This window comes from Rhodococcus sp. IEGM 1306 (genome assembly GCF_036541985.1).
Lineage (GTDB): Bacteria > Actinomycetota > Actinomycetes > Mycobacteriales > Mycobacteriaceae > Rhodococcus_F > Rhodococcus_F qingshengii.
In genome coordinates, this window is the sequence record NZ_JAZHFF010000004.1 from 154,295 (window position 1) to 175,855 (window position 21,561).

Genomic DNA, 21,561 nt, shown 5'->3' on the forward strand with positions numbered 1-21,561 from the left:
GCTGGGCCAAGGTGACGTGTGTGGAGGTAGTCGGGTGGTTCGTGTTCGGGTGGGGTTCGTGTTGTTGGGCGTCGGATCGGCGCTCGTGCTCGCAGGGTGCGGCGGGGAGGCGGATTCGGCACCGACCGTAGCGGCGCAGCCCAGTTCGACCACCACGACCGCGACACCGACGACAACAACCACCGTCGCGCCCGTCGTCACCACGACCACCGAACCACCGACCACGACGCTGCCGCCGACGACGACGCTCACGGACGTGCAGTTCGAGCGCAACGAGTCGTACTACTTCACCACTCCCGACGGTAACTTCCAGTGCGGCATCATCAAGTTGCCCACCAGAATCGAAGCCGGGTGCGAGGGAACGACCACCCCGGTCCCGCCGCGGCCGGAAAGCTGCATGGTCAACTGGGGCAACGGCATTCGCGTCACCGACGAGGGCGAAGGTGCTTTCATGTGTTCGGGCGGTGAGGTGTACACCTCCGGCGGCCCCGACGCCGATCCGGTGTTGGCCGCCGGTCAACCGCTGAGCAAACTGGGTTTCACCTGCACGACCACCGCGACAGACGTCTCGTGTGTCAACGATCAGACCACGCACGGCTTCACCGTGGCTGCAGATTCCAACGAGGTGTTCTGATGACCGAAGTCGCAGCCGACGACGTCTCCGGCGGGGCCGGTGAACCGGGACCCACCGAGTGGGGCGAGAATCCCAACGGTGTCGGACCGTGGGCCGAGGAACACGACACGGAACCGCCGACCGACGAGCGCTACGACCCGGTGCTGCTGGTCGAGGGTGATCGTCGAAACGTCTTGGACGAGTACCGGTACTGGACGCGGGAAGCGATAGTCGAGGACATCGACTCGCGCCGTCACACGATGCATGTCGCCATCGAGAACTTCGCGCACGACGCCAACATCGGCACGGTAGTCCGCACGGCCAACGCGTTTGCCGCAGCCGCCGTCCACATCGTGGGGCGTCGGCGCTGGAATCGGCGGGGCGCCATGGTGACCGATCGATACCAGCACATCGTTCACCACGCCGACATCGGCGAACTCGTCGAGTACGCCCGTGAGAATTCACTCACGATCGTGGCCGTCGACAACACTCCGGGGTCGGTGCCGCTGGAAACGGCAAGCCTGCCGCGAGAGTGCATCCTGCTGTTCGGTCAAGAAGGCCCCGGAGTGACCGATCATGCGAAAGAGGTTGCGTCCATGACGGTCTCGATCGCGCAATTCGGGTCGACCCGCAGCATCAACGCCGGAGTCGCGGCCGGTATCGCGATGCACGCGTGGGTCCGTGAGCATGCCGATCTCGCCGATTCCCGCTGATCTCGCTCTCGTATTCCGGCTAGCGCGTAGCGGCTCGACCAGACAGGATAGGTAGTTATGCAGGAAGTGTGGGCAGAGCGGGCCGATGCGGCTGAGGGCGCGATAGTCAGTCGTCACCTTCGGCGCCTGTGGGGGATGCCCCGGACAGCACTCGGCGTGGTTGCCTGGCCTGCAGTTCGGCGCGAGCGGATGTTCAAGCCCTGGCACTACTGGTGGCAGGCGCACCTGCTCGATACTGCAATCGACGCACTCGAACGTGACCCGACGCCCAAGCGTCGTCGCCGGGTGGCGAAGGTTGCCCGCAGTGTGCGGGTCCGCAACGTCTCGGCGTGGACCAACAACTACTACGACGACATGGCGTGGCTGGGCCTCTCGCTCGAACGTGCTCAACGCATGTTCTCGGTCGATCACCGGACCGCGGTCCAGGCGCTCGAATCGCAACTCTTCGATTCGTGGTCCCCGGCCGACGGCGGCGGCATTCCGTGGTGCAAAGGTTCCGACTTCTACAACACCCCGGCAAACGGACCCGCCGGAATCATGCTGGCGCGCACCGGAAAACTCTGGCGTGCGCAAGCAACGGCCGACTGGATCGACGAAACGCTGCGGGATCCGGACTCCGGACTGATCTTCGACGGTATCCGCCGCGACGGCACCCTCGAGCGCGCGATCTACTCGTACTGTCAAGGCGTCACGCTGGGGTTGGAAACCGAGTTGTCGACGCGATTGGGCGAGCCGCGTCACCGCGAGCGAGTCCACAAACTCGTCGATGCCGTGTACGACGGCATGACCGAGTACGGAGTCATCACGGGCGGCGGCGGAGGCGACGGCGGATTGTTCAACGCAATCCTGGCCCGCTACCTCGCGTTTGTGGTGGTGAACCTGTCCTGGGAGACGCACGAGGACCTGCGAGCGCGCGAACTCGCAGCGCAGATCGTTCTGTCCTCCGCCGAAGCCGCCTGGAACAACAGACTGCAGATCGAAGGTCTGCCGCTGTTCGGGCACGACTGGACCAAGGATGCTCAGTTGCCGAGTCTGTCCGGCGACATCGCCACCTTCGCCGCCGGAACGGTGCGCTCGTCGAGCGTCCCCGAGCGAGACCTCTCGGTGCAGGTGGGTGGGTGGATGCTCATGGAAGCGGCTTTTGTCGTCTCGGCGGCTGGATACCCGCGTAAGCGCTAGGCTTTTCCGTCATGGAATCCCGGCACGTGATCGACACCGACGGCGTTCGTCTTCACATCGACGTCGGTGGGTCGGGGTCGGACGTTCTGGTTCTCTCCGGCGGCCCGGGATGCGTTCACTATCTTGCTCACGACGAGCTGGTCCCTGAAGGAATGCGCGCGTGGTGCCCTGAGCCGCGCGGAGTAGGTCGGTCCCGAGGCGGCGCTCATTCGATGACGCAGGCGGTTTCGGACCTCGAACTGGTCCGGCGCACCTTCGAGATCGACAGCTGGGTCGTGTTGGGGCACTCGTGGGGATCCGACTTGGCAGTGCGGTACGCACTCGACTGTCCGGAATCGGTGTCCGGCGTCGTCGGAATCGCGGGGCACGGCCTCCACAAGGACCGGACATGGTCGAAGCAGTACGAAGCGGGGATCGAGCCGGACCCGCAGATACCTTGGGAACCTGTTGTCTGGCAATCGCTTCAAGAATCGTTCGTCGAATGGATTCATGAACCACAGCTGTTTCGGCAGTTGGCCGACTCACCCGTGCCCATGACATTTCTCGCGGCAGCCGACGACATTCGCCCGTCGTGGCCGTTGCAGCAACTGGCCGCGCTGGTGCCGAACGGTAGTTTCGAGATCGTCGACGGTGTCGCGCACAACTTCTGGCAGTCGCACCCGGGCCTGTGGAGGACGAGCGTCACCGAGGCTTGTGCGACGCACTCTCGACTCTCCTGATCTCCACCAGGATCCGCTCCGCAACAGTCCGATATCCCAGGCTCCGATTGACGGTCAGCATCGGATGATTTTCCGTGTTCACCGTCGTGTGAATCTTTTGCAGCAAAGGAAATTCAGCTGCCAACACAGCCGCTTGTTGCTCCTTGACCCACTGAGCGAGGCCATGCCCGCGATGTTGGGGAAGTACCACGGTGTCGTGCTGCGAAGCGTGGGTGCAGTCGTGCTCGTCCACCGTCACTACTGTCGCTGCGGCCACTTCGCCGACGCCGTCGACCGCGCAGCACACCAGGAGTATCTGAGAGTCACCCGTCATCTTCTGTTCCCAGGATCTGACCTCGTCGGCTCCCCAATTACGTTCGGGCATCTGCAGTTCGGCGCCCGGTGCGTCGAGAAGTCGATTCAATGCCTCCGCGAAGGAGTGGACAAGCTCGTCGGGGGTTCGGTTGCGCCAACTGACGATTCGATAGCCGGGGCGATCGCTTTCTGCGGTGGGAGGGCTGAGGTGCTGCACCTGGTTGGCCAGTCGAAGCAGCACACGATGGCCGTCGAACTTGTGCAGGAAGTGTTCGGCCGCACTTCCCACGAGCGCGGTGACCCTGATTCTCCGCACGCCGAACCCGGTGATGTCGACCTCGACGAGTTCGGAACACGCTCGTCCTACTCCTCGTCGCTGCGCATGGGGCGTCACGTACATCCGAAACTCTGCGAGATCGGCTTCGGCTGAATTTCGTCGTGCCTGGGCGATACCGAGAACCTCGTCGGTGTCGGCGTCGCGTGCGATCCAACGCCACACATCGATCGAATCGCCTTCGGCCTCGATCATGTCCGCCAGGACCGCCGCTGTCGGCGCAGTTCCGGAGAGCCGGCGTTGACCTTCGGAGAACACCTCACACCATTGCCGAAGAACAGGTGCCGAGTCCTCGGACGGTACGAACTCGGCTACGACTACGCGGCTCACCCTTGTGACGATACCGAGCTGCCCACCCTGAGTTGGAATCACGCGAACCCTAACCCTGTCGGACGGCGGCGGCAGTTGCCAGCATTCAGGCATGTCTGATTCTCCGCGCCAACTGAGCCTCAACGCGTTCATCCACCCCGCCGGCCATCACGAAGCGGCGTGGCGTCATCCGTGGACAACCCCGGAACGACTGTTCGACGTCACCTATTTCCAGGAGATCGCGCGCACAGCTGAGGCAGCGAAGTTCGACGGAATCTTCTTCGCCGACGGTCCCGCGTTGCGCAGCGACGTCGAGCACGGTCCAGCGGGGACGTTGGAGCCGATCACCTTGTTGACAGCCATCGCAGTAGCGACCGAGCGGATCGGTTTGATCGCGACGGCGTCGACGACGTACTACGAGCCGTACAACCTGGCTCGGCTGTTCGCCTCGCTCGACCACATCTCCAACGGACGCGCGGGGTGGAACATCGTCACCACCGGCACCGACCTGGCAGCAGCCAACTTCGGACTGGCCAAGCATCCGGACCACGGTGACCGGTACTCGCGTGCACGGGAATTCGTCGACGCGGTGGTGCGCTTGTGGGACAGCTGGGAGGACGACGCGATCAGGCTGGACCGGGAGAACGGAATTTACGCGGACAGAAGCAAGATTCACGAGATCAATTACGTCGGCCGGCATCTTCGGGTGCGGGGACCGTTCAACGCACCGCGAACGCCGCAGGGATACCCGGTGCTGGTGCAGGCCGGTGCGTCCAACGACGGTCGCGCGTTTGCCGGTCAGTACGCGGAGGCGATTTTCACAGCGCACCAGAGACTTTCCGATGCTCAGGCGTTCTACACCGACATCAAGTCGAGGGCCGCTCAGTTCGGGCGCAACCCCGATCACGTCAAGATCCTGCCCGGAATCAGCCCGTTCATCGGTGACACCGAAGAGCAGGCCAAGGCACTCGAGCGCGAGTTCAACGAGTTGACTTCGCCGGAGTACGGGCTCGCGCAGCTCGGTGCACTCACCGGAACCGATGTTCGGAATCTGGAACTGGATGCGCCGGTTCCCGTCGAATTGTTCGCGGCGGCAGGTGATGTCACCGACAACAAGCAAAGCAGATTGCAGGTGATTGCCGGCATTGTCGAGCGTGAGCGTCCGACGGTTCGGGGTCTGCTTCATCGTTTGGCGGGTGCGCGCGGACATCGGGTATTTGCCGGAACCGCCGAGCAGGTGGCCGACACGATCGAGGAGTGGTTCACCAGCGGTGCTGCTGACGGATTCAACGTCATGCCGCCGTACTACCCGGGTGGGCTCGAGATCTTCACCGAGCGTGTGGTTCCGATCCTGCAGGATCGCGGTTTGTTCCGGACCGAATACTCGGGTACGACGCTTCGCGATCATTTCGGTTTGCCGAGGCCCGAGAGCCAGTTCTCTGGGAGTGCGTCCGCAGTGCAGTAGGCCCGCTTCCCGTTGTCGATAATGACAATGGTTATCATTAAGGAATGAAGCAGCTACCTGTGACCGTGCTGTCCGGATTTCTGGGCGCAGGCAAGACCACACTCCTCAACCACATCCTCGCCAATCGCGACGGTCTGCGGGTCGCCGTCATCGTCAACGACATGAGCGAGATCAACATCGACGCGGCCCTGGTCGCAGGCCAGGGCCACCTCGATCGCACCGAGGAGAAGTTGGTCGAGCTGACCAACGGATGCATCTGCTGCACGCTGCGTGAGGATCTGATCGACGCCGTCGGCGCTCTGGCCCGAGAGGGGCAATTCGATCAGTTGGTGATCGAATCCACCGGCATCTCCGAACCGATGCCGGTGGCAGCCACCTTCGACTGGGAATTCGAGGACGGCTTCAGCCTCGGCTCGCTCGCGAAGCTCGACACGATGGTGACCGTGGTGGACGCTTCGACCTTCCTCGGCGAGCTGGCAAAAGGCGAGCGACTGGACGAGCGCAACCTCGAAGCCGGGGAGGGGGACGGACGCAGCATCTCCGATCTCCTGGTCGATCAGGTGGAGTTCGCCGACGTCATCTTGCTGAACAAGACCGACTTGGTGAGCCAGCGGGCGGCGGGAACCGTCGAGGCAACGCTCCGCAGGCTCAACCCCACCGCGCAACTGATTCGCACCGACCACGGCAAAGTCACCCTCGATCGCGTCCTCGAAACCGGTCTCTACAACCCGGAACTCGCTGCGCAAGTACCCGGTTGGGACGAGGAACTGGCCGGTGGGCACACTCCGGAAACCGAGGAATACGGAATACGCAGCGTCACGTATCGCGCCTCGCGCCCCTTTCATCCGTCCAGGCTCGAGGCTGCGCTCGGTCAGTTCGCGGGCCTCTTGCGAAGCAAAGGCTTCTGCTGGATCGCGAGTCGGCCCGAGTTCGCCGCGATCTGGTCGCAGGCAGGCCCCAACCTCGTCATCGAACCGGCTCAACTGTGGGCGTCGGCAGCGGAGGTACCGGGGCAGGAGATCGTGTTCATCGGAGTGAAACTCGACCCGGCGGCGCCGTCACGAATCCTCGATCCAGCCCTGCTGACCGATGACGAACTACGCGAAGGGCCGCGGGCCTGGACGCGCTACGAGGACCCGCTACCGGCGTGGGACCGGAGCCACGGGCACTGAGCCGTGCGCTTCTAGTCGAGGACTTCTTCGACCTCGACGTCTTCGGCGGGGCGGGCCATCTCCTTGCGGTACTGCCAGATACCCAACGCGGTACCGATGACCAGGCTGACCATCATCACGATCAGCACGGCGGGTAGCAACCACGGAACGCGATCGAGGAAAGAGCCACCGTAGAAACCGAGCAGCAAGAGCACCGGCGCCCAGATGATCGCGCCGATGGTGCTCGCGATGGTGTAGCGCGTGTGGTTCATCTTGGCTGCGCCGGCGACCATCGGGCACAGGGTGCGCACCCACGGAACCCAGCGGGCAATCAGGACCGCCCAGAACCCGTGTTTTTCCAACAAGATGTTGACGCGGTGCAAATTCTTCTCGGTGAAGTACTTGCCGCCCTTGCGGGCTTTGATGTGATTGCCGGTTCGGTGGCCGATGACGTACCCGACCTGGTTACCCGCAATGGCGGCAATCATCGCGCCCACCGACAGCGCCCACACGTGGCCTGCACCGGATTCGTGACCGGCAAGCACGATTCCGGCTGTGATCAGTAGCGAATCACCGGGCAGAAACAATCCGAGGATGATCGCGCACTCGATGAAGACGAACGTGACGACGATGATCCAGACCAACAGAGGCCCGGCAGTCTCGAGTGGGGAGAAACTGCCGGATGCGAGCGTCATCGTGGTCAGTTCTTCGCCTCGTTCTGCAATCAGGGGGTGGGGTCTTCGGGGACTGTCACCGTCGAATTGTCCGTAGTGGAAGTATTCGCCGTTTCACCACGTCTCGACGCCAGAATTCGCTTTCCGATTTCGAAGACGATCGGCAGAACCGACACCAGGACGATCAAGATGAAGATGTAGTCGACATTGTCGCGGATGAATTCGATCTGCCCCAGGAGGTAGCCGAGCAAAGTCACACCGGCACCCCACAGGATGCCGCCGACGATGTTGTAGGTCAGGAACAGTGAGTACTTCATCTTCGAAGCACCGGCGACCACCGGTGCAAAAGTACGCACGATCGGCACGAACCGAGCCAGGATAATGGTGATCGGGCCGTGCTTTTCGAAGAAGGCGTGCGACTCGTCGATGTACTTCTTCTTGAAGAACCGCGCGTCGTCCGTCTTGAACAGGGCAGTTCCGCCCTTGGCGCCTATGTAGAACCCGACTTGGTCGCCCAGAATCGCGGCGATCGGAATGGTCACCAAGAGCACCCACAGAGGTGCGAACGGTTCGATCTCGGTGGACTTGGAAGCCGCGATCAGCCCCGCGGTGAAGAGGAGCGAATCGCCGGGCAAGAGCGGAAACAGCAGGCCGGATTCGATGAAGACCACCAGAAGCAATCCCACCAGAACCCACGTTCCGAAGGAATTCAAGAGGTTCACGGGATCGAGGAAGCCGGGCAGCAAGGCCAGGTTCGTCACGGATTCAGTTGCTGCCTGCACATTCACGGGGGCCAGAGTACCGGCCGAATCTGAGTGTTTCCCACCACCGCAGGTCATCGCGTCGGCGGCGGTGACTGATACCGGGCTTGTGTGGTGGCCGAGACCGCAAAGAGACGTGACGAGTCGGACTTGCCATACTGCTAGGACCACACGAAGCGCTTTCACATCGCCGAGCGCTCCGAACGACACGTATATGGAGGACTCCCGCCGTGCCTATCGCAACTCCCGAGGTCTATGCCGAGATGCTTGGTCGGGCCAAGGAGCATTCCTTTGCCTTCCCCGCCATCAACTGTGTCGGCTCCGAATCCATCAACGCAGCCATCAAGGGCTTCGCGGACGCCGGCAGTGACGGCATCATCCAGTTCTCGACGGGCGGCGCCGAGTTCGGTTCCGGTTTGGGCGTCAAGGACATGGTCACCGGTGCTGTTGCGCTCGCCGAGTTCGCACACGTGATCGCCGCAAAGTACGACGTCACCATCGCGCTGCACACCGACCACTGCCCGAAGGACAAGCTGGACACCTACGTGCGTCCGCTGCTCGCGATCTCGCAGGAGCGCGTCGACGCCGGTCGTAACCCGCTGTTCCAGTCGCACATGTGGGACGGCTCGGCTATCCCGATCGACGAGAACCTGGCCATCGCCAAGGAACTGCTCGCCCTCTCGAAGGCTGCACGCATCATCCTCGAGGTCGAGATCGGCGTCGTCGGCGGCGAAGAAGACGGCGTCGAGGCCGAGATCAACGACAAGCTCTACACCTCGAGCGAGGACTTCGAGAAGACGGTCGACGCTCTGGGCATCGGTGACCAGGGCAAGTACCTGCTCGCTGCCACCTTCGGCAACGTCCACGGCGTCTACAAGCCGGGCAACGTCAAGCTCAAGCCCGAGGTTCTCGAAGAGGGCCAGAAGGTCGCCGCTGCCAAGCTCGGCCTGGCTTCCGGTTCGCAGCCCTTCGACTTCGTCTTCCACGGTGGATCGGGATCGCTGAAGTCGGAGATCGAGGACTCGCTGAACTTCGGCGTCGTCAAGATGAACGTCGACACCGACACCCAGTACGCGTTCTCCCGTCCGATCGCAGGACACTTCTTCACCAACTACGACGGCGTCCTCAAGGTCGACGGCGAGGTCGGAAACAAGAAGGCATACGACCCGCGCAGCTACCTCAAGAAGGCCGAAGCAGGCATGACGGCCCGCGTCGTCGAGGCGTGCAACGACCTGAAGTCGGCCGGACGCTCGGTCTCGGCAGGCTGATCGGCTTCACAACTGAGCTACACAGAACAAAATGCGCGCCGGCGAAATTCTCGCCGGCGCGCATTGTCTGTTCAGGTACTCATTGTCTGTTCAGGTAGTTACTTGCTGGGATCGCAGACCTTCCACGTGCCGTCCTGGCGCTCGAGGTCGAATGTGCGCCATGACTGCTCGCCCGTGCTCGGCAAACTTGCCTGGACCTGAGCGATCGCGGTGTCGTCGGTGATGCGAACCGCGTCGACAGCCCCGACCTGCGGGATCGTCTTCTGCGCGACGGCATTGTCGTGGACCTGAGCGAACGCCGTGTCGGGAATGGTGCGGTAGTACTCGCCCAACGCCCCACAGGTCGACGTTCGCAGCGTTGCCAGATCGCCGGTCTGCAGAGCGTCGACGTACGTCGAGATGGCGGTCTGGACCTGGGCTTCGGGTGAGCTTTCACCGCTACCGCTGTTGGACGAGACGAATACGGCGACGCCGATCGCCGCGAGGACGGCCACGCCGGCCGCTGCTGCCGCGATGTACCAGCCCTTGCCGCTGCGCTTGGTCTTCTCCGGCGCGGCGGGCTCGATACGGGTCGGCATCGGCTGGGCCGGAGGTGGGGTCGCTGCGGCACCAACACGTTGAGGCGCGGCGCGCTGCGGCGCCGGTGGTGGTGGGGTCGGAGCTTGCCGGGGCGGTGGTGTCGGCCGCGAGGCTTTCGGAATCGCGACGGTGGCGGGCTCCGGTTTCGGCTGGGGTGTCGGGGCTGCTGTGGGTGCCGGAGTTGCCGTGGGAGCCGGAGTTGCCGTGGGAGCCTGAGTTGCCTTGGGGATCGCGACCGTTGGCGCACTAGCGGCCTTGGCGTCGCCGTCTGCCTTCGAATCCTTGCCGGCCTTCGAGTTCTTGTCTGCCTTCTGGATCGCCACAGTCGCAGGTTCGGTCGGGGCCGACTTCTCGGGCGCACCCTTCGGGGCTGCGCTCTTTGTCGAGTTGTCGTCTTTCGAGTCCGGCACGGGTAACCCTTCGGTCTTATGCAGCAATGACCATGTCAGGGTAACGACCGGTATGTAGCCTGCATAACTCCGACCGTCGGCGAGGCGGTCCTGTGGCAGAAAGGCGTAGCGGGCACAATGAGCGCATGACCCAATTCGGTGACCTGCTCGGACCCAAGCCCACCCTGCTTCCCGGCGACGACGAAGCGGAATCGGCACTGCTCAACCACGCTGACCCGGCCCAGGTCGCGGCCGACCATCCCACTGCCTCCATCGCGTGGGCCTACCTCGCCGAGGCTGCCCTGGACAAGGGCGAAACCATCACGGCCTACGCCTACGCGCGTACCGGTTACCACCGCGGACTGGACCAACTGCGTCGAAACGGTTGGAAGGGTTTCGGTCCCGTGCCGTACAGCCATGAACCGAACCGTGGCTTCCTGCGTTGCGTCGCCGTCCTGGCCAAGGCCGCGAAGACGATCGGTGAAGCCGACGAGTACGCGCGTTGCCTCGATCTGCTCGAAGACTGCGATCCCAACGCCGCCGAAGCGCTTGGCCTCGGTTAGCAGTTTCCGTCCGAGCCGGGCCGGTATCAAGGACCGGGCTCGCAAATCGGTGCGTCGGCTTCAGACGTCGGCGCTACCGATCATTCAATGTGCCTTGGCGGCCGGATTGGCGTGGTGGGTTGCCACCACGGTGATCGGGCACCATGCGCCGTTCTTCGCGCCGATTGCCGCCGTGGTCTCGCTCGGTCTGTCGTTGGGCGCCCGACTCCGACGCTCGTTCGAGTTGGTTGCGGGAGTCACGGTCGGTATCGGAATCGGTGACCTGATCATCTCCGGCATCGGGAGCGGGCCCTGGCAGATCAGTTTGGTCGTTGTTCTGGCGATGTCCGTGGCGGTGCTTCTGAACAGCGGACCGATTTTCTCCATGCAGGCGGGAAACTCGGCGGTGCTGGTGGCGACGCTGATCCCGCCGGGCGGCAGTGGCGGACCCGATCGCATGATCGATGCCCTGGTCGGTGGCCTGGTGGGCATCGCTGTGGTCGCGATCATCCCCACCCACCCGGTACGACGCGCACGCAAGGATGCTGCATCGATCCTCGGAACCGCTTCCGAGGTACTGCAATTGGTGGCAGACGGGCTTGTTGCGAACGACCCTGACCCGATCGTGAAGGCGCTGCAGAAGGCGCGCGCAACTCAAGCTGCCATCGACGGATTGCGCAGCAACCTTCTCGGCGGGCGCGAGATCAGCCGAATCTCCCCGCTGTACTGGAACAGTCGACCGCGCCTCGAAAGGCTCATGGCGACAGCCGATCCCATCGACAACGCGATGCGCAACATTCGAGTGCTCGCGCGTCGTTCGCTGACGTTGGTCAGGGACGACGAGATCCTCGATCCGCGTCTGGTAGCTCAGGTGGAGCGCTTGTCGAAAGCCGTCGAAGTTCTGAAAGAGATGATCCTGGCGGAGCCGGGGGAGCAGCCTGATCAGGCCGAAGCAGCGCGCGTCCTGCGCTCGGTCGCAAAGGAGCTGAAACCGGCGATAGTCGAGAACGCAGGACTGTCCTCGACCGTGGTGTTCGCCCAGATTCGCTCGCTGGTCGTCGACCTCTTGCAGGTAGCAGGCATGAAGCGCATCTCGTCGATCGCCACCCTGCCGCCCACTGTGCCTCATCCCGCGTACGAGCCGGATCACTGACCTCTGCCGGTTCCCGTTCACTGAGCAACTCATTGTATGTATGCGAATGTATGCATATGCTCTGAGAAGGACTTGGGAGGGAACAGGACAAATGGGAGCAGGGCACGGTCATTCACATGGCCACTCGGCAGCAGATTCGGTCGGCGTAGGACCGTCACCGCAACGCATCAGGAAAATGGCGATCGCGCTTGCGATTCTCGTTGCATTCCTCGTGCTCGAAGCCACGGTCGGCATCCTGATCAACTCGTTGGCTCTGCTCGCCGACGCCGGTCACATGCTCACCGACGTGGTGGGTATGGCCATGGGACTGACAGCGTTGTTGCTCGCGAAGAAGGGCAGCACCACCGCTGCCAGGACTTTCGGTTGGCACCGCGCCGAGGTGTTGACCGCCATGGCCAACGCGGTGATGCTGCTGGCCGTTGCGGCCTGGGTCTTCTACGAGGCAATCGGCCGGATTGGAAACGAACCCGAGATTCCCGGCGGCGCCCTGATCATCACTGCTGCCGCCGGTCTGGCCGCGAACATCGTCGTGATGCTGATGCTGCGCGGCGATTCCAAGGACAGCCTCGCGGTGCGTGGCGCGTACCTCGAAGTGCTTGCCGACGCGGTCGGTAGCGTCGGCGTTCTGATCGCCGGTGGCCTTGTCCTGGTGTTCAACTGGACGTGGGCGGACGTCGTCGTCGGTGTTCTCATCTCGCTGTGGGTGGTGCCGCGTGCGATCAAACTGGCTGCAGCATCGCTGCGCATTCTGACGCAGGCGTCGCCTGCCGACGTCGACGTCGAAGCTGTCGAGGCCGACCTGGCCGCACTGCCGAGCGTGATGGGTGTCCACGACCTGCACGTCTGGACGCTCACCACCGGGATGGATGTCGCGACGGTCCACCTGACCAGTGACGCGAATTCGTCGAACGTTCTGGAATCCGCGCGCACCGTCCTCGAGAGTCACGGTCTTTCCCACGCCACTGTCCAGGTGGAATCGTGTGCCAACGGCGAGCATTGCGAGAAGAACGTCACTTGGTGAAGCGGGTGATCTCCTTGCCCGGCTTCCAGAGGTCGACGTACATGTGTTCCCCGTCGACGGTCGTGTGCACCACCTCGTCGATATCGAGGACAAAGAGGTGCAGGGGTTTCGGAACCTCGTAGGTGTAGCTTTCCAGAACGGCTTCGAACTCGTCGCCGGTCACCTCGCGTGCAATTCCGGCGATCTTCGCATCGCCGCCTTCCATCGTGTGCTCGCCGGGATTGCTGTGGAGGGCGTAGCGCCCGTCACGGACGAGGTCCTTCGCCTTGAGAGCGCCGAACATCGAACCGAGCACCAACCGTCCGTCGAGGATTTCGACTTCGGTGCCGCTGACCCGCGGTGAACCGTCCTTGCGCAGCGTTGCGAGGACGTGATGCTTGTGGGCTGTGAACCGCGCTTGAACCGCGTCGGCAAGGGTGGGAACTTCTTCGGAGAATTGCTTCCAGGTGACCATGACGGTCATTGTGCACCCCTATTCCTGACAACTTCTGTCAGTGATTCTCGGTAATGTTCGCACCATGAGATCTGCGCGACTGCTCCAACTCATGTTGCGTTTGCAGGGCAGCCCTGGCGTCGTCGCAGTTCAATTGGCCGACGAGTTCGGTGTATCGGTGCGGACGATCTACCGCGACGTGGCCTCGTTGTCGGCTGCCGGCGTGCCGATCTGGACCGAGAGCGGTCCCGGCGGCGGCATCCATCTGCTCGACGGTTGGCAGTCCAAGCTGTCCGGCATGACGGACGACGAGACGTCGGCACTCATGCTGTTGGGCGTACCGTCCATCGCTGCGGACCTCGGGCGATCCGACGCCGTCGGTTCGGCAGGGGCCAAACTACTCCGCACCCTGCCCGGTCCGCTGCGCGAGAGTGCGCGCTTGTGGCAGGACCGAATCCTGGTGGACGTCCCGGGCTGGTTCGGCGGCGTCGACGACATCTCTGCGCTTCCGATCGTCACATCCGCTGTGCTGGTCTCGCGTCGACTGCGCTTCGTCTACCGCGATCGGGAGCGGACGGTCGAACCGCTGGGGCTGGTCATCAAAGCCGGCGTTTGGTATCTGGTGGCGGGGATGAACGGTCGAACGCTGTCGTTTCGAGTCGGCCGCATCAAAAATACGGTGGTAGAAGATGATTCGTTCACCCGGCCGGTGGATTTCGATCTGCCGTCGTGGTGGGCTGCGTCGATGGCCGAGTTCGACCGGTCGCTGCTTCGTTTCGGCTGCCAGGTGCGGTTGTCGCCAGAGGGCAGGCGCCGGCTCCCCGATGTGGTGGGCGAGCTTGCGGCTGCTGTCGAAGTGGGACCCGAGGACGACGACGGATGGGTGGGCGCCGGGCTGAAACTCGAGAGCGAAGCCGTCGCGCTCTCACAGTTGATCGGGCTGGGAGCCGACGTCGAGGTGCTCGCACCCTCGTCGTTGCGTGAAGGGATGCGAACTGTGGCGGAGCAGATGGTGCTCCGCCACAGGTAGGCGATCAGGCCGTCGCAGAACGCTTTGCGAACAGGCGGGTGATACCCAGTTGAGCTGCGACGATGATGGCGCCAACCACCAGACCCAGCGCTGCCGAGGCAAGGGTGTTGACGATCCACGCCAGTACGCCACCGACTCCGGCGATGTCACTGACTGCTTCTTCCCCGTGATGAACGGCGTCGTACAGCGGGTGGAAGCCCAGTTCGTCGATGCCGACCAACAGGATGTGGCCACCGACCCACAGCATCGCGGCAGTACCCACCACCGAGAGCACCGACATCACGTGAGGCATACCGCGAACCAGTCCACGGCCGACCTTGTGGGTGAAGCCCGACGACGTCTCGGCGATTCTCAAGCCGATGTCGTCCATCTTCACGATCAGTCCGACGACGCCGTAGACGACCACGGTGATGACAACCGCCACGACGGCAAGGATCACCAACCGGCTCCAGAAGCCTTCGCCTGCGATGGTGTTGAGTGCGATCACCATGATCTCGGCGGACAGGATCAGGTCGGTGCGGACGGCACCCGAAACCACTGCCTCTTCGTCGCGAGGGTGCTCGTCGGCCGTTTCGTGGTGATCACCGTGGCCGAATATCGCACCCCAGATCTTGTGCACTGCTTCATAGCTGAGGTAGCAGCCACCGACCATCAACAGCGGCGTCAGGAGCCAGGGAAGGAACTGACTGAGCAGCAGAGCGATCGGGAGGATGATCAGCAGCTTGTTGCGCAGCGATCCGATGGCGATGCGCTTGATGATCGGTAGTTCGCGCTCGGCCGCGAGTCCACGGACGTACTGCGGTGTGACGGCTGCGTCGTCGATCACGACACCTGCAGCTTTGGCCGTCGCCTTACCGGTTGCGGCAGCAACGTCGTCGATCGAGGCAGCGGCCATGCGAGCCAGGGCCGCGACGTCGTCGAGCAGAGCGAACAGTCCGCCGGCCATCACAGACCTCCAGTGGAATCAGTGAGAAAAGGTGGCCGGACCGAACCGGTGACGCAGTTACTTGATCGCACGAGGTCTCTATCCATGATCGTCGTAGGTGAGGTCAGGTCACCTGGAACGATACCGGGGGCATCCGTCACGGACGACCTCGCTCGGCCGGTTGCCCTTCGTCACGAAAGGTCTTCCCGACCCGGTGCTCGCGTGTAAGACTGCACAGAAGATCGATCGAAACGGGGCACTATGCGTGAACCAGACACTGCACAGGTCGCCAAGACTTTCGACGCAATGGCGGCGCACTACGACCGACAGATCGGGCGCTTCGAACGCTTTGTGCTCGGTGACGCCCGGAAATGGGCTGTGGATCAGGCGCATGGCCGCGTGGTCGAGATCGCCGTGGGTACCGGACTGAACCTGCCGCTCTACGGGGACGACGTCGATTACGTCATCGGCGTGGACATCTCGACTGCGATGCTCGATCAGGCCAGGCTCAAGGTCTCCGAGGGAGTGAAGACCGAAGTCGACCTACGACTCGGAGACGTGCAAGCACTCGATGTTCCCGACGAGTGCGTGGACACATTGGTCTCCACCTACGCCTTTTGTACGATCCCCGATCCGGACCGAGTTGCGAGCGAAGCGTTTCGAGTCCTGGTGCCTGGCGGTCGATTCGTTCTCGCCGAGCACGGACCGAGCAAGAACATTGTGGCTCGTACTTTGATGAAGGTTGTCGAACCGCTTTTTGTTCGGTTCGGTGCCGATCATCTCACCCGCGAACCGATTGGATACCTCGAAAACGCCGGTTTCCTGATCGACGAGGTGCAGCGCACCGGACGGGGTGGAATCGTGTTCCGGGTCGTTGCGCGCAAGCCGGACCCCGAATGGACGGCACTCGGTCACTGATGTCGGAATGCCGTCCATCGGGGAGAGTGCTCAGCCCAAGCGTTCCAGGATGGTCGCGTTGGCCAACCCACCTGCCTCGCACATGGTCTGGAGTCCGTAGCGCGCGCCGCGCTGTTCCATGGCGTTGACCAGGGTGGTCATGATCCGCGTTCCACTGCCGCCTAGTGGGTGGCCGAGCGCGATGGCACCGCCGTGGACGTTCACCTTGGACAGGTCGACGCCGGTATCTGCTGCCCACGAGAGGACCACTGGGGCAAAGGCTTCGTTGACCTCGAACAGATCGATGTCCGAGACCGTCAAACCCGCACGGGCCAGGACCTTCTGCGTAGCGGGGATGACCGCGGTGAGCATGTACAGCGGATCGTCGCCCGCGACCGCGAAACTGTGCAACCGGGCCTTCGGGGTGAGTCCGAGTTTCGCGGCGATTTCACTGGTCGTGATCATCACCGCCGAACTGCCGTCCGAAAGGGGGCTGCTGTTGCCTGCGGTGATGGACCAGTCGATCTGTGGGAATCGCTCTGCGTAGTAGTCGGATTCGAAGGCGGTCCGTAGGCCGGCAAGGGTCTCGACGGTGGTGCCGGGGCGGATGGCCTCGTCGACCGACAGCTGCGGGAGAGTTGCGAGTTCCTTGGTGAAGTACCCACTTTCGGTTGCCAGCGCGGCTTTCCGATGACTCGACGCCGAGAACTCGTCGAGTTGGGTGCGGCTCAGTCCCCACTTGGCGGCGATCAATTCGGCGCTGATGCCCTGCGGTACCAGACCGTCCGGATAGCGCTCTTCGAAACCCACGCCGAGCGATTCGCGCCCGATGCTGCTCGAACCCATCGGCACTCGGCTCATGGACTCGACTCCGGCCGCGACAACGATGTCGTATGCACCGGCAATAACGCCCTGAGCGGCAAAATGAACTGCTTGTTGGCTACTTCCACACTGGCGGTCGACGGTGGTTCCCGGTACCGACTCGGGGTAGCCGGCGGCGAGAAGGGCAGTGCGAGTGACATTCTGGCTCTGTTCGCCGACTTGGCTTACCGCACCTCCGATGACGTCGTCGATCAGTGCTGCATCGATTCCGGTGCGTTCGACTACCGCTGTGAGGCTGTGGGCGAGGAGGTCGACGGCGTTGATGCCGTGCAGGGCGCCGTTCGCCTTTCCCTTGCCGATCGGAGTGCGAACGGCTTCGACGATAACTGCGTCTCTCATGACAAATTCCTTTCAGGGACGGCGGATTCAGCAGGGACAACTGGGGTGGGTGTGGTCGCAGGTGTCATTCCCAGCGATGCCAGAGCAGACGCGAGCGCGACGGCGAAGATCACCCACCAGGCCTGGCGGAAGGTGTCGTAGTCGACAGCAGAACCGAGAACCGCGATCAGAACGCTCACGCCGAGAACGGTTCCGATCTGTCGGCTCATGCTGACGATTGCACTACCGGTGGCCGATCGAGCCGGTGCCAGATCCGCCGTGGCCTGCGACAGAATGGTCGGCAGGGCAAGACCGACACCGATCCCGGCGATGATCCAGCCTGGTAGAAGTCCGGTCGCGTAGTTGGGCGTCGTATCGACCGAGACGAGGACCAATACCGTTCCGACGGCCCACAGAAGGCTGCCGAGTGCGGCGGCGCGGCCGGCCGAGTACTTGCGCGAAAGCGATCCACCGGCGATGGCGAACAGCGGAACCAGAAGCGGACCCGGTGAGACGGCGAAGCCGGTACGCAATGCCGAGTATCCCCAAACTTCTTGCAGCCAGAGGATGTTCGAGAGCAGGCCGGCGGCGAACGCTGCGCTGAACAGAATGGCGGTGACGTTGGACCAGGCAAACGAGCGGATCTTCAGAAGATCCGGAGCAATCAACGGAGTTCGGTGACGAGAGTTGCTCCACCAGAACGAGAGTAGTGTCACGGCGGCCACGGCGAAGGCGATCAGAACGCGACTGTCGGTCCACCCCCAGTCAGGTCCTTGTACGAGTGCCAGCGCGAGGGAGCCGACTCCGACTGTGAGCAGGGCAGCGCCGACGATGTCGATCCCGGCATCTGGGTCCTTGTGGGTCGTGTCCGGTACGAGTCGGACTGCCAAGTAGAGCAACACGATCCCCACCGGAACGTTGATCAGGAAGACCCAGCGCCACGACGCCTCGACGAGAATGCCGCCCACGACGGGACCGAATGCCGCGGCAGCCGCACCGGCCGCCGCCCAGATGCGCACGCCGGATTGACGTTTCGCAGCCGGGAGGGCACTGATCAGGAGGCCGAGGCTGGCCGGGGTGAGCGCCGCGGCGCCGACCGCCTGGACGATGCGGAAAGCCACCAGCGCCCACAATGAGGGGCTGAAAGCGCAGGCGGCGCTGGCGAGGGTGAACAGTGCGAGACCGGCGATGAAGGCGCGTTTGTGTCCGATCCTGTCCGCCCAGCGTCCGAGGGGGATCAACAGCGCGGCGTAGACGATCGCGTAGCTGTTGAGGATCCAACTGAACTCGCCGAGCGAGTGACCCGGGTAGCTCTTGGCGATGTCGCCGAAGGCCACGTTGACCACAAAGAGGTCGAGGCTGGCGACGAACGGCGCCCCCGACAGTATCGCGAGGAGGGGTCCGGTCCGCACCGGCTGGCTATGAAGTTCCATAGTCAGCAATCTAGACTCTGGCTATGGTTATGGCAAGCCAGGGGGTATGGTGAATTGCATGGACGCTGTACGACTGACCGGAGTGCTCGAAGATCGCGACGCCTGGCGGGCCACGCACTGTTCGATCGGGCGGGCCATGGAAGTGGTCGGCACTCGATCCGCGATGCTCATTCTGCGAGAGGCCTATTACGGCACAACGCGTTTCGATGACTTCGCGTCGCGAGTCGGCATCACCGAGGCGGTTGCGTCGGCGAGGCTGAAAGAACTCACCGAGGCGGGACTGTTCGAGCGTGTGCCGTACAAGGAGCCTGGAAAGCGGACGCGGCACGAGTATGTGCTCACCGAGAAGGGCCGTGACCTGCTGCCGGCGGTTCTCGCGCTGATGCAGTGGGGTGACAAGTATCTGCACGGCGGAAAAGGTGGACCGTTGGAGGTGGCTGACGACGCTACTGGTGAGCGCGTTCGCGTCGAGGTGCGCAGTGAGTCGGGTCGTGAAGTGCCTTTGGGGGAGTTGCGAGTCTCTGTCAACGAATCGCGTCGGCGGTTGCGCGAATAGCGATGCATCTCAACAGCTCTCGAGTGTAGGTCTTCTTGAAGTTGTCCGGTTTGGCTCTGGTTATCGAAAATATGTTCGATTAAACTTTGGGCATGGACAGTCGGGAAGCGTGGCAGCTGGATGGCGAGGACCTCAAGAGTGAGGTTCTCGATCTGGTGCGCGCCCGACACGAGTTGCAGTCGCGGATGGTGTTGCTGATCGTGGAGATGTTTTCCCGGGAGGTTCTCGGCGGGAAGGGTTTTCGGGCGATCGCGCAGTGGTTGCACGGGTCGACGAATCTGGAGATCGGCGAGTGCAGCCTGCTGGTCGGGTTGGCGCGATTGTTGATGCTCGAACCCGTGGTGGGCGATGCGTTTCACCGCGGTGATGTGGATGCGTTGAAAGCCCGTCAGGTGGCGTCGTTTTGTCAGCATCCGCCCAAGAACATGACCCTGGCCGATGTCGACAAGGCCCGGGGGATTTTGCTGTCGTTGGCGTCGAAGAACATCGCGGATTGTGATGCGGTGCGTGCGGCGATCCGGCGGATCGAGAAGCAGTACGGCACACGTGAGGACGGGGTCCCGGTCGGCGAGGATTCGGAGCGTAACGAGTTCTACGCTTCGAAAGGCCTGTACGGGCGGGTCACAGTCAAGGGTGATTTGGATGCGGTGAACGGGGCGCGGTTGATCACGCTGCTCTCGAGCCTGTCGGCTCCGATACCGGAGAAGGACGGTGTCAAGGACACCCGCAGGCCTGCTTTACGCCGCGCGGACGGGTTTTGCGAACTACTGCGGCGGTATGAGCGGGCGGGCTTGGGTCCGATCGAAGGTGGGGTGAAACCGCACATCACGGTCACCGCCAGCGCCAAAGACATGACCGACCTCAAAGCCTTGAAAGATCTCCTGCCGTCCACCGAGGAACTCGGGTTCGCGTGGACGGATTGGGTGGGCCCGATCAGCATCGACACCGCCCGGATGCTGGCCTGCGACTGCACCGTCACCCGGATCCTCCTGGACGAGAATGGTGTTCCGCTCGACTGCGGCAAGGAAGCCAGAACGGCGACGGTGCCGCAAAGGCGAGCATTGGCCGTCCGGGATGGCGGGTGCGCGTTCCCGGGATGCGGGACACCGTCGGGGTGGTGCGATGCTCACCATATTGTTCATTGGAATGATGGTGGCCCAACGGATCTCGACAATCTGATCTTGTTGTGCGGTCATCATCATCGGACGATGCACCACACGCAGTGGCGGGTGGAGATCGGCCCGGATCGGAAGTCGGTGTTCTATCCGCCGATGTCGATCGACCCGTATCAGCAGCCGATCGGCGGGAACAGTCCACCGACAGCAGCCTGAAGTGAAACAACTCGAGACGCGAGCACGGGGCACAGTCGTGCCCCGGTGCTCGGGCCTGCGTTTGGGAGTCTTTGCGGCCGGGCGTCAGCTCAGTGACTTCTTGAACCCGACATGGGAGGCGACAAATCCGAGACGCTCGTAGAAGTCGTGAGCTTCCTTGCGAGTTTGATCCGAGGTGAGCTGCGCCAGGAACGCGCCGCGCCGGGCACCTTCTTCGCAGGCCCATCGGATCATCGAACTGCCGATGCCTTTACTTCGGTAGTCCTCGTGGACGCGAACAGCTTCGATCTGCAGTCGCGTGGCACCCATCCGGCTCATACCCGGAATGAAGGTCAATTGCATTGTGCCGATTACCGCGTCGCCGACCAGAACGGTGACGAGAAGTTGAGCCGGATCCTCGTCGATTCGCTTGAACGCGTCCTCGTAGATCGTTCGGGCTTCGGGGTTGGTCGTCTCCCGGGTGCTGCCGATCGGGTCGTCGGCGAGCAAGTCGATCAGTGCCTCCACGTGTCGAATCTCGGCCCGCGTGAGGGTGTACTCCACTCCGCCGGACTGAAATGACGTCGCAATCATCGATGCTCCCCTGAAGAAG

The 21,561-nt window shown here is 63.1% G+C and carries 23 protein-coding genes; 14 read left to right on the plus strand and 9 right to left on the minus strand.

Annotated features, from left to right (window positions below):
- The first annotated feature begins 34 nt into the window (after window positions 1–34).
- The 4 genes from V3587_RS13180 to V3587_RS13195 are packed head-to-tail and all read left to right on the plus strand — an operon-like array spanning window position 35 to window position 3,224.
- Window positions 35–634, plus strand: coding sequence for a DUF6636 domain-containing protein (locus tag V3587_RS13180; RefSeq protein ID WP_095972443.1), 600 nt, complete (start codon window positions 35–37; stop codon window positions 632–634).
- Complete coding sequence (locus V3587_RS13185) at window positions 634–1,326, plus strand: TrmH family RNA methyltransferase (RefSeq protein ID WP_200314221.1); 693 nt, start codon at window positions 634–636, stop codon at window positions 1,324–1,326. Before V3587_RS13180 ends, V3587_RS13185 begins: the two co-directional genes overlap by 1 nt.
- Window positions 1,327–1,383: 57 nt before the next feature.
- Window positions 1,384–2,505, plus strand: a complete 1,122-nt coding sequence (locus V3587_RS13190) for a glycoside hydrolase family 76 protein (protein WP_003944321.1) — start codon at window positions 1,384–1,386, stop codon at window positions 2,503–2,505.
- 11 nt (window positions 2,506–2,516) lie between these two features.
- Window positions 2,517–3,224: an alpha/beta fold hydrolase gene (locus tag V3587_RS13195; protein WP_235171555.1), complete on the plus strand. Its 708-nt coding sequence runs from the start codon at window positions 2,517–2,519 to the stop codon at window positions 3,222–3,224.
- On the opposite strand, the gene V3587_RS13200 is transcribed toward V3587_RS13195, so the two are convergent.
- Window positions 3,187–4,182, minus strand: a complete 996-nt coding sequence (locus V3587_RS13200; RefSeq protein ID WP_283376825.1) for a GNAT family N-acetyltransferase — start codon at window positions 4,180–4,182, stop codon at window positions 3,187–3,189. The two genes, V3587_RS13195 and V3587_RS13200, sit on opposite strands and share 38 nt — an antisense overlap.
- A 91-nt stretch (window positions 4,183–4,273) precedes the next feature.
- On the opposite strand from V3587_RS13200, the gene V3587_RS13205 reads away from it, so the two are divergent.
- Window positions 4,274–5,626: an LLM class flavin-dependent oxidoreductase gene (locus V3587_RS13205; protein ID WP_124567313.1), complete on the plus strand. Its 1,353-nt coding sequence runs from the start codon at window positions 4,274–4,276 to the stop codon at window positions 5,624–5,626.
- 44 nt (window positions 5,627–5,670) lie between these two features.
- Window positions 5,671–6,798, plus strand: a complete 1,128-nt coding sequence (locus V3587_RS13210) for a GTP-binding protein (protein WP_283376824.1) — start codon at window positions 5,671–5,673, stop codon at window positions 6,796–6,798.
- An 11-nt stretch (window positions 6,799–6,809) separates the two neighbouring features.
- Here V3587_RS13210 and V3587_RS13215 read toward each other — a convergent pair whose 3' ends face one another.
- Together V3587_RS13215 and V3587_RS13220 are read right to left on the minus strand one after the other, a co-directional pair.
- Window positions 6,810–7,472: a DedA family protein gene (locus V3587_RS13215; RefSeq protein ID WP_003944306.1), complete on the minus strand. Its 663-nt coding sequence runs from the start codon at window positions 7,470–7,472 to the stop codon at window positions 6,810–6,812.
- A gap of 29 nt (window positions 7,473–7,501) precedes the next feature.
- Window positions 7,502–8,239, minus strand: coding sequence for a VTT domain-containing protein (locus tag V3587_RS13220; RefSeq protein WP_003944390.1), 738 nt, complete (start codon window positions 8,237–8,239; stop codon window positions 7,502–7,504).
- Between the two features lie 203 nt (window positions 8,240–8,442).
- Here V3587_RS13220 and fbaA point away from each other — a divergent pair, with 203 nt between their 5' ends.
- Window positions 8,443–9,480 (plus strand): class II fructose-bisphosphate aldolase, encoded by a 1,038-nt coding sequence (gene fbaA / locus V3587_RS13225; RefSeq protein WP_095972438.1) that lies wholly within the window; start codon window positions 8,443–8,445, stop codon window positions 9,478–9,480.
- A 98-nt stretch (window positions 9,481–9,578) separates the two neighbouring features.
- On the opposite strand, the gene V3587_RS13230 is transcribed toward fbaA, so the two are convergent.
- A complete protein-coding gene (locus V3587_RS13230) occupies window positions 9,579–10,469 on the minus strand; it encodes an Rv0361 family membrane protein (RefSeq protein ID WP_283376823.1) in 891 nt (296 codons plus the stop codon).
- Between the two features lie 125 nt (window positions 10,470–10,594).
- Here V3587_RS13230 and V3587_RS13235 point away from each other — a divergent pair, with 125 nt between their 5' ends.
- The 3 genes from V3587_RS13235 to V3587_RS13245 all read left to right on the plus strand — a co-directional run bounded on the left by V3587_RS13235 (window position 10,595) and on the right by V3587_RS13245 (window position 13,164).
- Window positions 10,595–11,011 carry a DUF3151 domain-containing protein gene (locus V3587_RS13235; RefSeq protein WP_003944361.1) on the plus strand — a complete coding sequence of 139 codons (417 nt, stop codon included), beginning with the start codon at window positions 10,595–10,597 and terminating at the stop codon, window positions 11,009–11,011.
- Complete coding sequence (locus V3587_RS13240; protein ID WP_283376822.1) at window positions 10,998–12,143, plus strand: FUSC family protein; 1,146 nt, start codon at window positions 10,998–11,000, stop codon at window positions 12,141–12,143. Before V3587_RS13235 ends, V3587_RS13240 begins: the two co-directional genes overlap by 14 nt.
- Window positions 12,144–12,234: 91 nt before the next feature.
- Window positions 12,235–13,164: a cation diffusion facilitator family transporter gene (locus tag V3587_RS13245; RefSeq protein ID WP_124567309.1), complete on the plus strand. Its 930-nt coding sequence runs from the start codon at window positions 12,235–12,237 to the stop codon at window positions 13,162–13,164.
- On the opposite strand, the gene V3587_RS13250 is transcribed toward V3587_RS13245, so the two are convergent.
- Window positions 13,154–13,618, minus strand: coding sequence for a pyridoxamine 5'-phosphate oxidase family protein (locus V3587_RS13250; protein ID WP_172436671.1), 465 nt, complete (start codon window positions 13,616–13,618; stop codon window positions 13,154–13,156). The genes V3587_RS13245 and V3587_RS13250 overlap by 11 nt on opposite strands.
- Before the next feature lie 64 nt (window positions 13,619–13,682).
- Between V3587_RS13250 and V3587_RS13255 the strand changes: the two genes are divergently transcribed.
- Window positions 13,683–14,627 (plus strand): helix-turn-helix transcriptional regulator, encoded by a 945-nt coding sequence (locus tag V3587_RS13255; RefSeq protein WP_283376821.1) that lies wholly within the window; start codon window positions 13,683–13,685, stop codon window positions 14,625–14,627.
- A 4-nt stretch (window positions 14,628–14,631) separates the two neighbouring features.
- On the opposite strand, the gene V3587_RS13260 is transcribed toward V3587_RS13255, so the two are convergent.
- Window positions 14,632–15,573: a DUF808 domain-containing protein gene (locus V3587_RS13260; RefSeq protein ID WP_124567307.1), complete on the minus strand. Its 942-nt coding sequence runs from the start codon at window positions 15,571–15,573 to the stop codon at window positions 14,632–14,634.
- Between the two features lie 240 nt (window positions 15,574–15,813).
- On the opposite strand from V3587_RS13260, the gene V3587_RS13265 reads away from it, so the two are divergent.
- Window positions 15,814–16,470, plus strand: a complete 657-nt coding sequence (locus V3587_RS13265; RefSeq protein WP_124567306.1) for a class I SAM-dependent methyltransferase — start codon at window positions 15,814–15,816, stop codon at window positions 16,468–16,470.
- 30 nt (window positions 16,471–16,500) lie between these two features.
- Here the strand turns inward: V3587_RS13265 and V3587_RS13270 are convergent, their stop codons facing one another.
- Both V3587_RS13270 and V3587_RS13275 read right to left on the minus strand, forming a co-directional pair.
- Window positions 16,501–17,670, minus strand: coding sequence for a thiolase family protein (locus V3587_RS13270; RefSeq protein WP_235171560.1), 1,170 nt, complete (start codon window positions 17,668–17,670; stop codon window positions 16,501–16,503).
- Window positions 17,667–19,082, minus strand: a complete 1,416-nt coding sequence (locus V3587_RS13275) for an MFS transporter (protein ID WP_283376820.1) — start codon at window positions 19,080–19,082, stop codon at window positions 17,667–17,669. The genes V3587_RS13270 and V3587_RS13275 overlap by 4 nt, the downstream gene beginning before the upstream one ends.
- A gap of 58 nt (window positions 19,083–19,140) precedes the next feature.
- Here V3587_RS13275 and V3587_RS13280 point away from each other — a divergent pair, with 58 nt between their 5' ends.
- Together V3587_RS13280 and V3587_RS13285 are read left to right on the plus strand one after the other, a co-directional pair.
- Window positions 19,141–19,638 (plus strand): winged helix-turn-helix transcriptional regulator, encoded by a 498-nt coding sequence (locus V3587_RS13280; protein WP_003944415.1) that lies wholly within the window; start codon window positions 19,141–19,143, stop codon window positions 19,636–19,638.
- A 92-nt stretch (window positions 19,639–19,730) separates the two neighbouring features.
- Window positions 19,731–20,969, plus strand: coding sequence for an HNH endonuclease signature motif containing protein (locus tag V3587_RS13285; protein ID WP_283376819.1), 1,239 nt, complete (start codon window positions 19,731–19,733; stop codon window positions 20,967–20,969).
- 84 nt (window positions 20,970–21,053) lie between these two features.
- Here V3587_RS13285 and V3587_RS13290 read toward each other — a convergent pair whose 3' ends face one another.
- Window positions 21,054–21,542 carry a GNAT family N-acetyltransferase gene (locus V3587_RS13290; protein ID WP_007726792.1) on the minus strand — a complete coding sequence of 163 codons (489 nt, stop codon included), beginning with the start codon at window positions 21,540–21,542 and terminating at the stop codon, window positions 21,054–21,056.
- Between the last annotated feature and the right edge of the window lie 19 nt (window positions 21,543–21,561).

Excerpts from the sequence above, each read along its gene's own strand:
- V3587_RS13275 (WP_283376820.1), bottom strand. The coding sequence starts at position 19,082 with ATGGAACTTCATAGCCAGCCGGTGCGGACCGGACCCCTCCTCGCGATA.
- V3587_RS13235 (WP_003944361.1), top strand. The coding sequence starts at position 10,595 with ATGACCCAATTCGGTGACCTGCTCGGACCCAAGCCCACCCTGCTTCCC.
- V3587_RS13290 (WP_007726792.1), bottom strand. The coding sequence starts at position 21,542 with ATGATTGCGACGTCATTTCAGTCCGGCGGAGTGGAGTACACCCTCACG.
- V3587_RS13190 (WP_003944321.1), top strand. The coding sequence starts at position 1,384 with ATGCAGGAAGTGTGGGCAGAGCGGGCCGATGCGGCTGAGGGCGCGATA.
- V3587_RS13265 (WP_124567306.1), top strand. The coding sequence starts at position 15,814 with ATGCGTGAACCAGACACTGCACAGGTCGCCAAGACTTTCGACGCAATG.
- V3587_RS13215 (WP_003944306.1), bottom strand. The coding sequence starts at position 7,472 with ATGACGCTCGCATCCGGCAGTTTCTCCCCACTCGAGACTGCCGGGCCT.
- V3587_RS13260 (WP_124567307.1), bottom strand. The coding sequence starts at position 15,573 with ATGGCCGGCGGACTGTTCGCTCTGCTCGACGACGTCGCGGCCCTGGCT.
- V3587_RS13185 (WP_200314221.1), top strand. The coding sequence starts at position 634 with ATGACCGAAGTCGCAGCCGACGACGTCTCCGGCGGGGCCGGTGAACCG.
- V3587_RS13255 (WP_283376821.1), top strand. The coding sequence starts at position 13,683 with ATGAGATCTGCGCGACTGCTCCAACTCATGTTGCGTTTGCAGGGCAGC.
- V3587_RS13285 (WP_283376819.1), top strand. The coding sequence starts at position 19,731 with ATGGACAGTCGGGAAGCGTGGCAGCTGGATGGCGAGGACCTCAAGAGT.
- V3587_RS13250 (WP_172436671.1), bottom strand. The coding sequence starts at position 13,618 with ATGGTCACCTGGAAGCAATTCTCCGAAGAAGTTCCCACCCTTGCCGAC.
- V3587_RS13280 (WP_003944415.1), top strand. The coding sequence starts at position 19,141 with ATGGACGCTGTACGACTGACCGGAGTGCTCGAAGATCGCGACGCCTGG.
- V3587_RS13195 (WP_235171555.1), top strand. The coding sequence starts at position 2,517 with ATGGAATCCCGGCACGTGATCGACACCGACGGCGTTCGTCTTCACATC.
- V3587_RS13245 (WP_124567309.1), top strand. The coding sequence starts at position 12,235 with ATGGGAGCAGGGCACGGTCATTCACATGGCCACTCGGCAGCAGATTCG.
- V3587_RS13210 (WP_283376824.1), top strand. The coding sequence starts at position 5,671 with ATGAAGCAGCTACCTGTGACCGTGCTGTCCGGATTTCTGGGCGCAGGC.
- V3587_RS13270 (WP_235171560.1), bottom strand. The coding sequence starts at position 17,670 with ATGAGAGACGCAGTTATCGTCGAAGCCGTTCGCACTCCGATCGGCAAG.
- V3587_RS13205 (WP_124567313.1), top strand. The coding sequence starts at position 4,274 with ATGTCTGATTCTCCGCGCCAACTGAGCCTCAACGCGTTCATCCACCCC.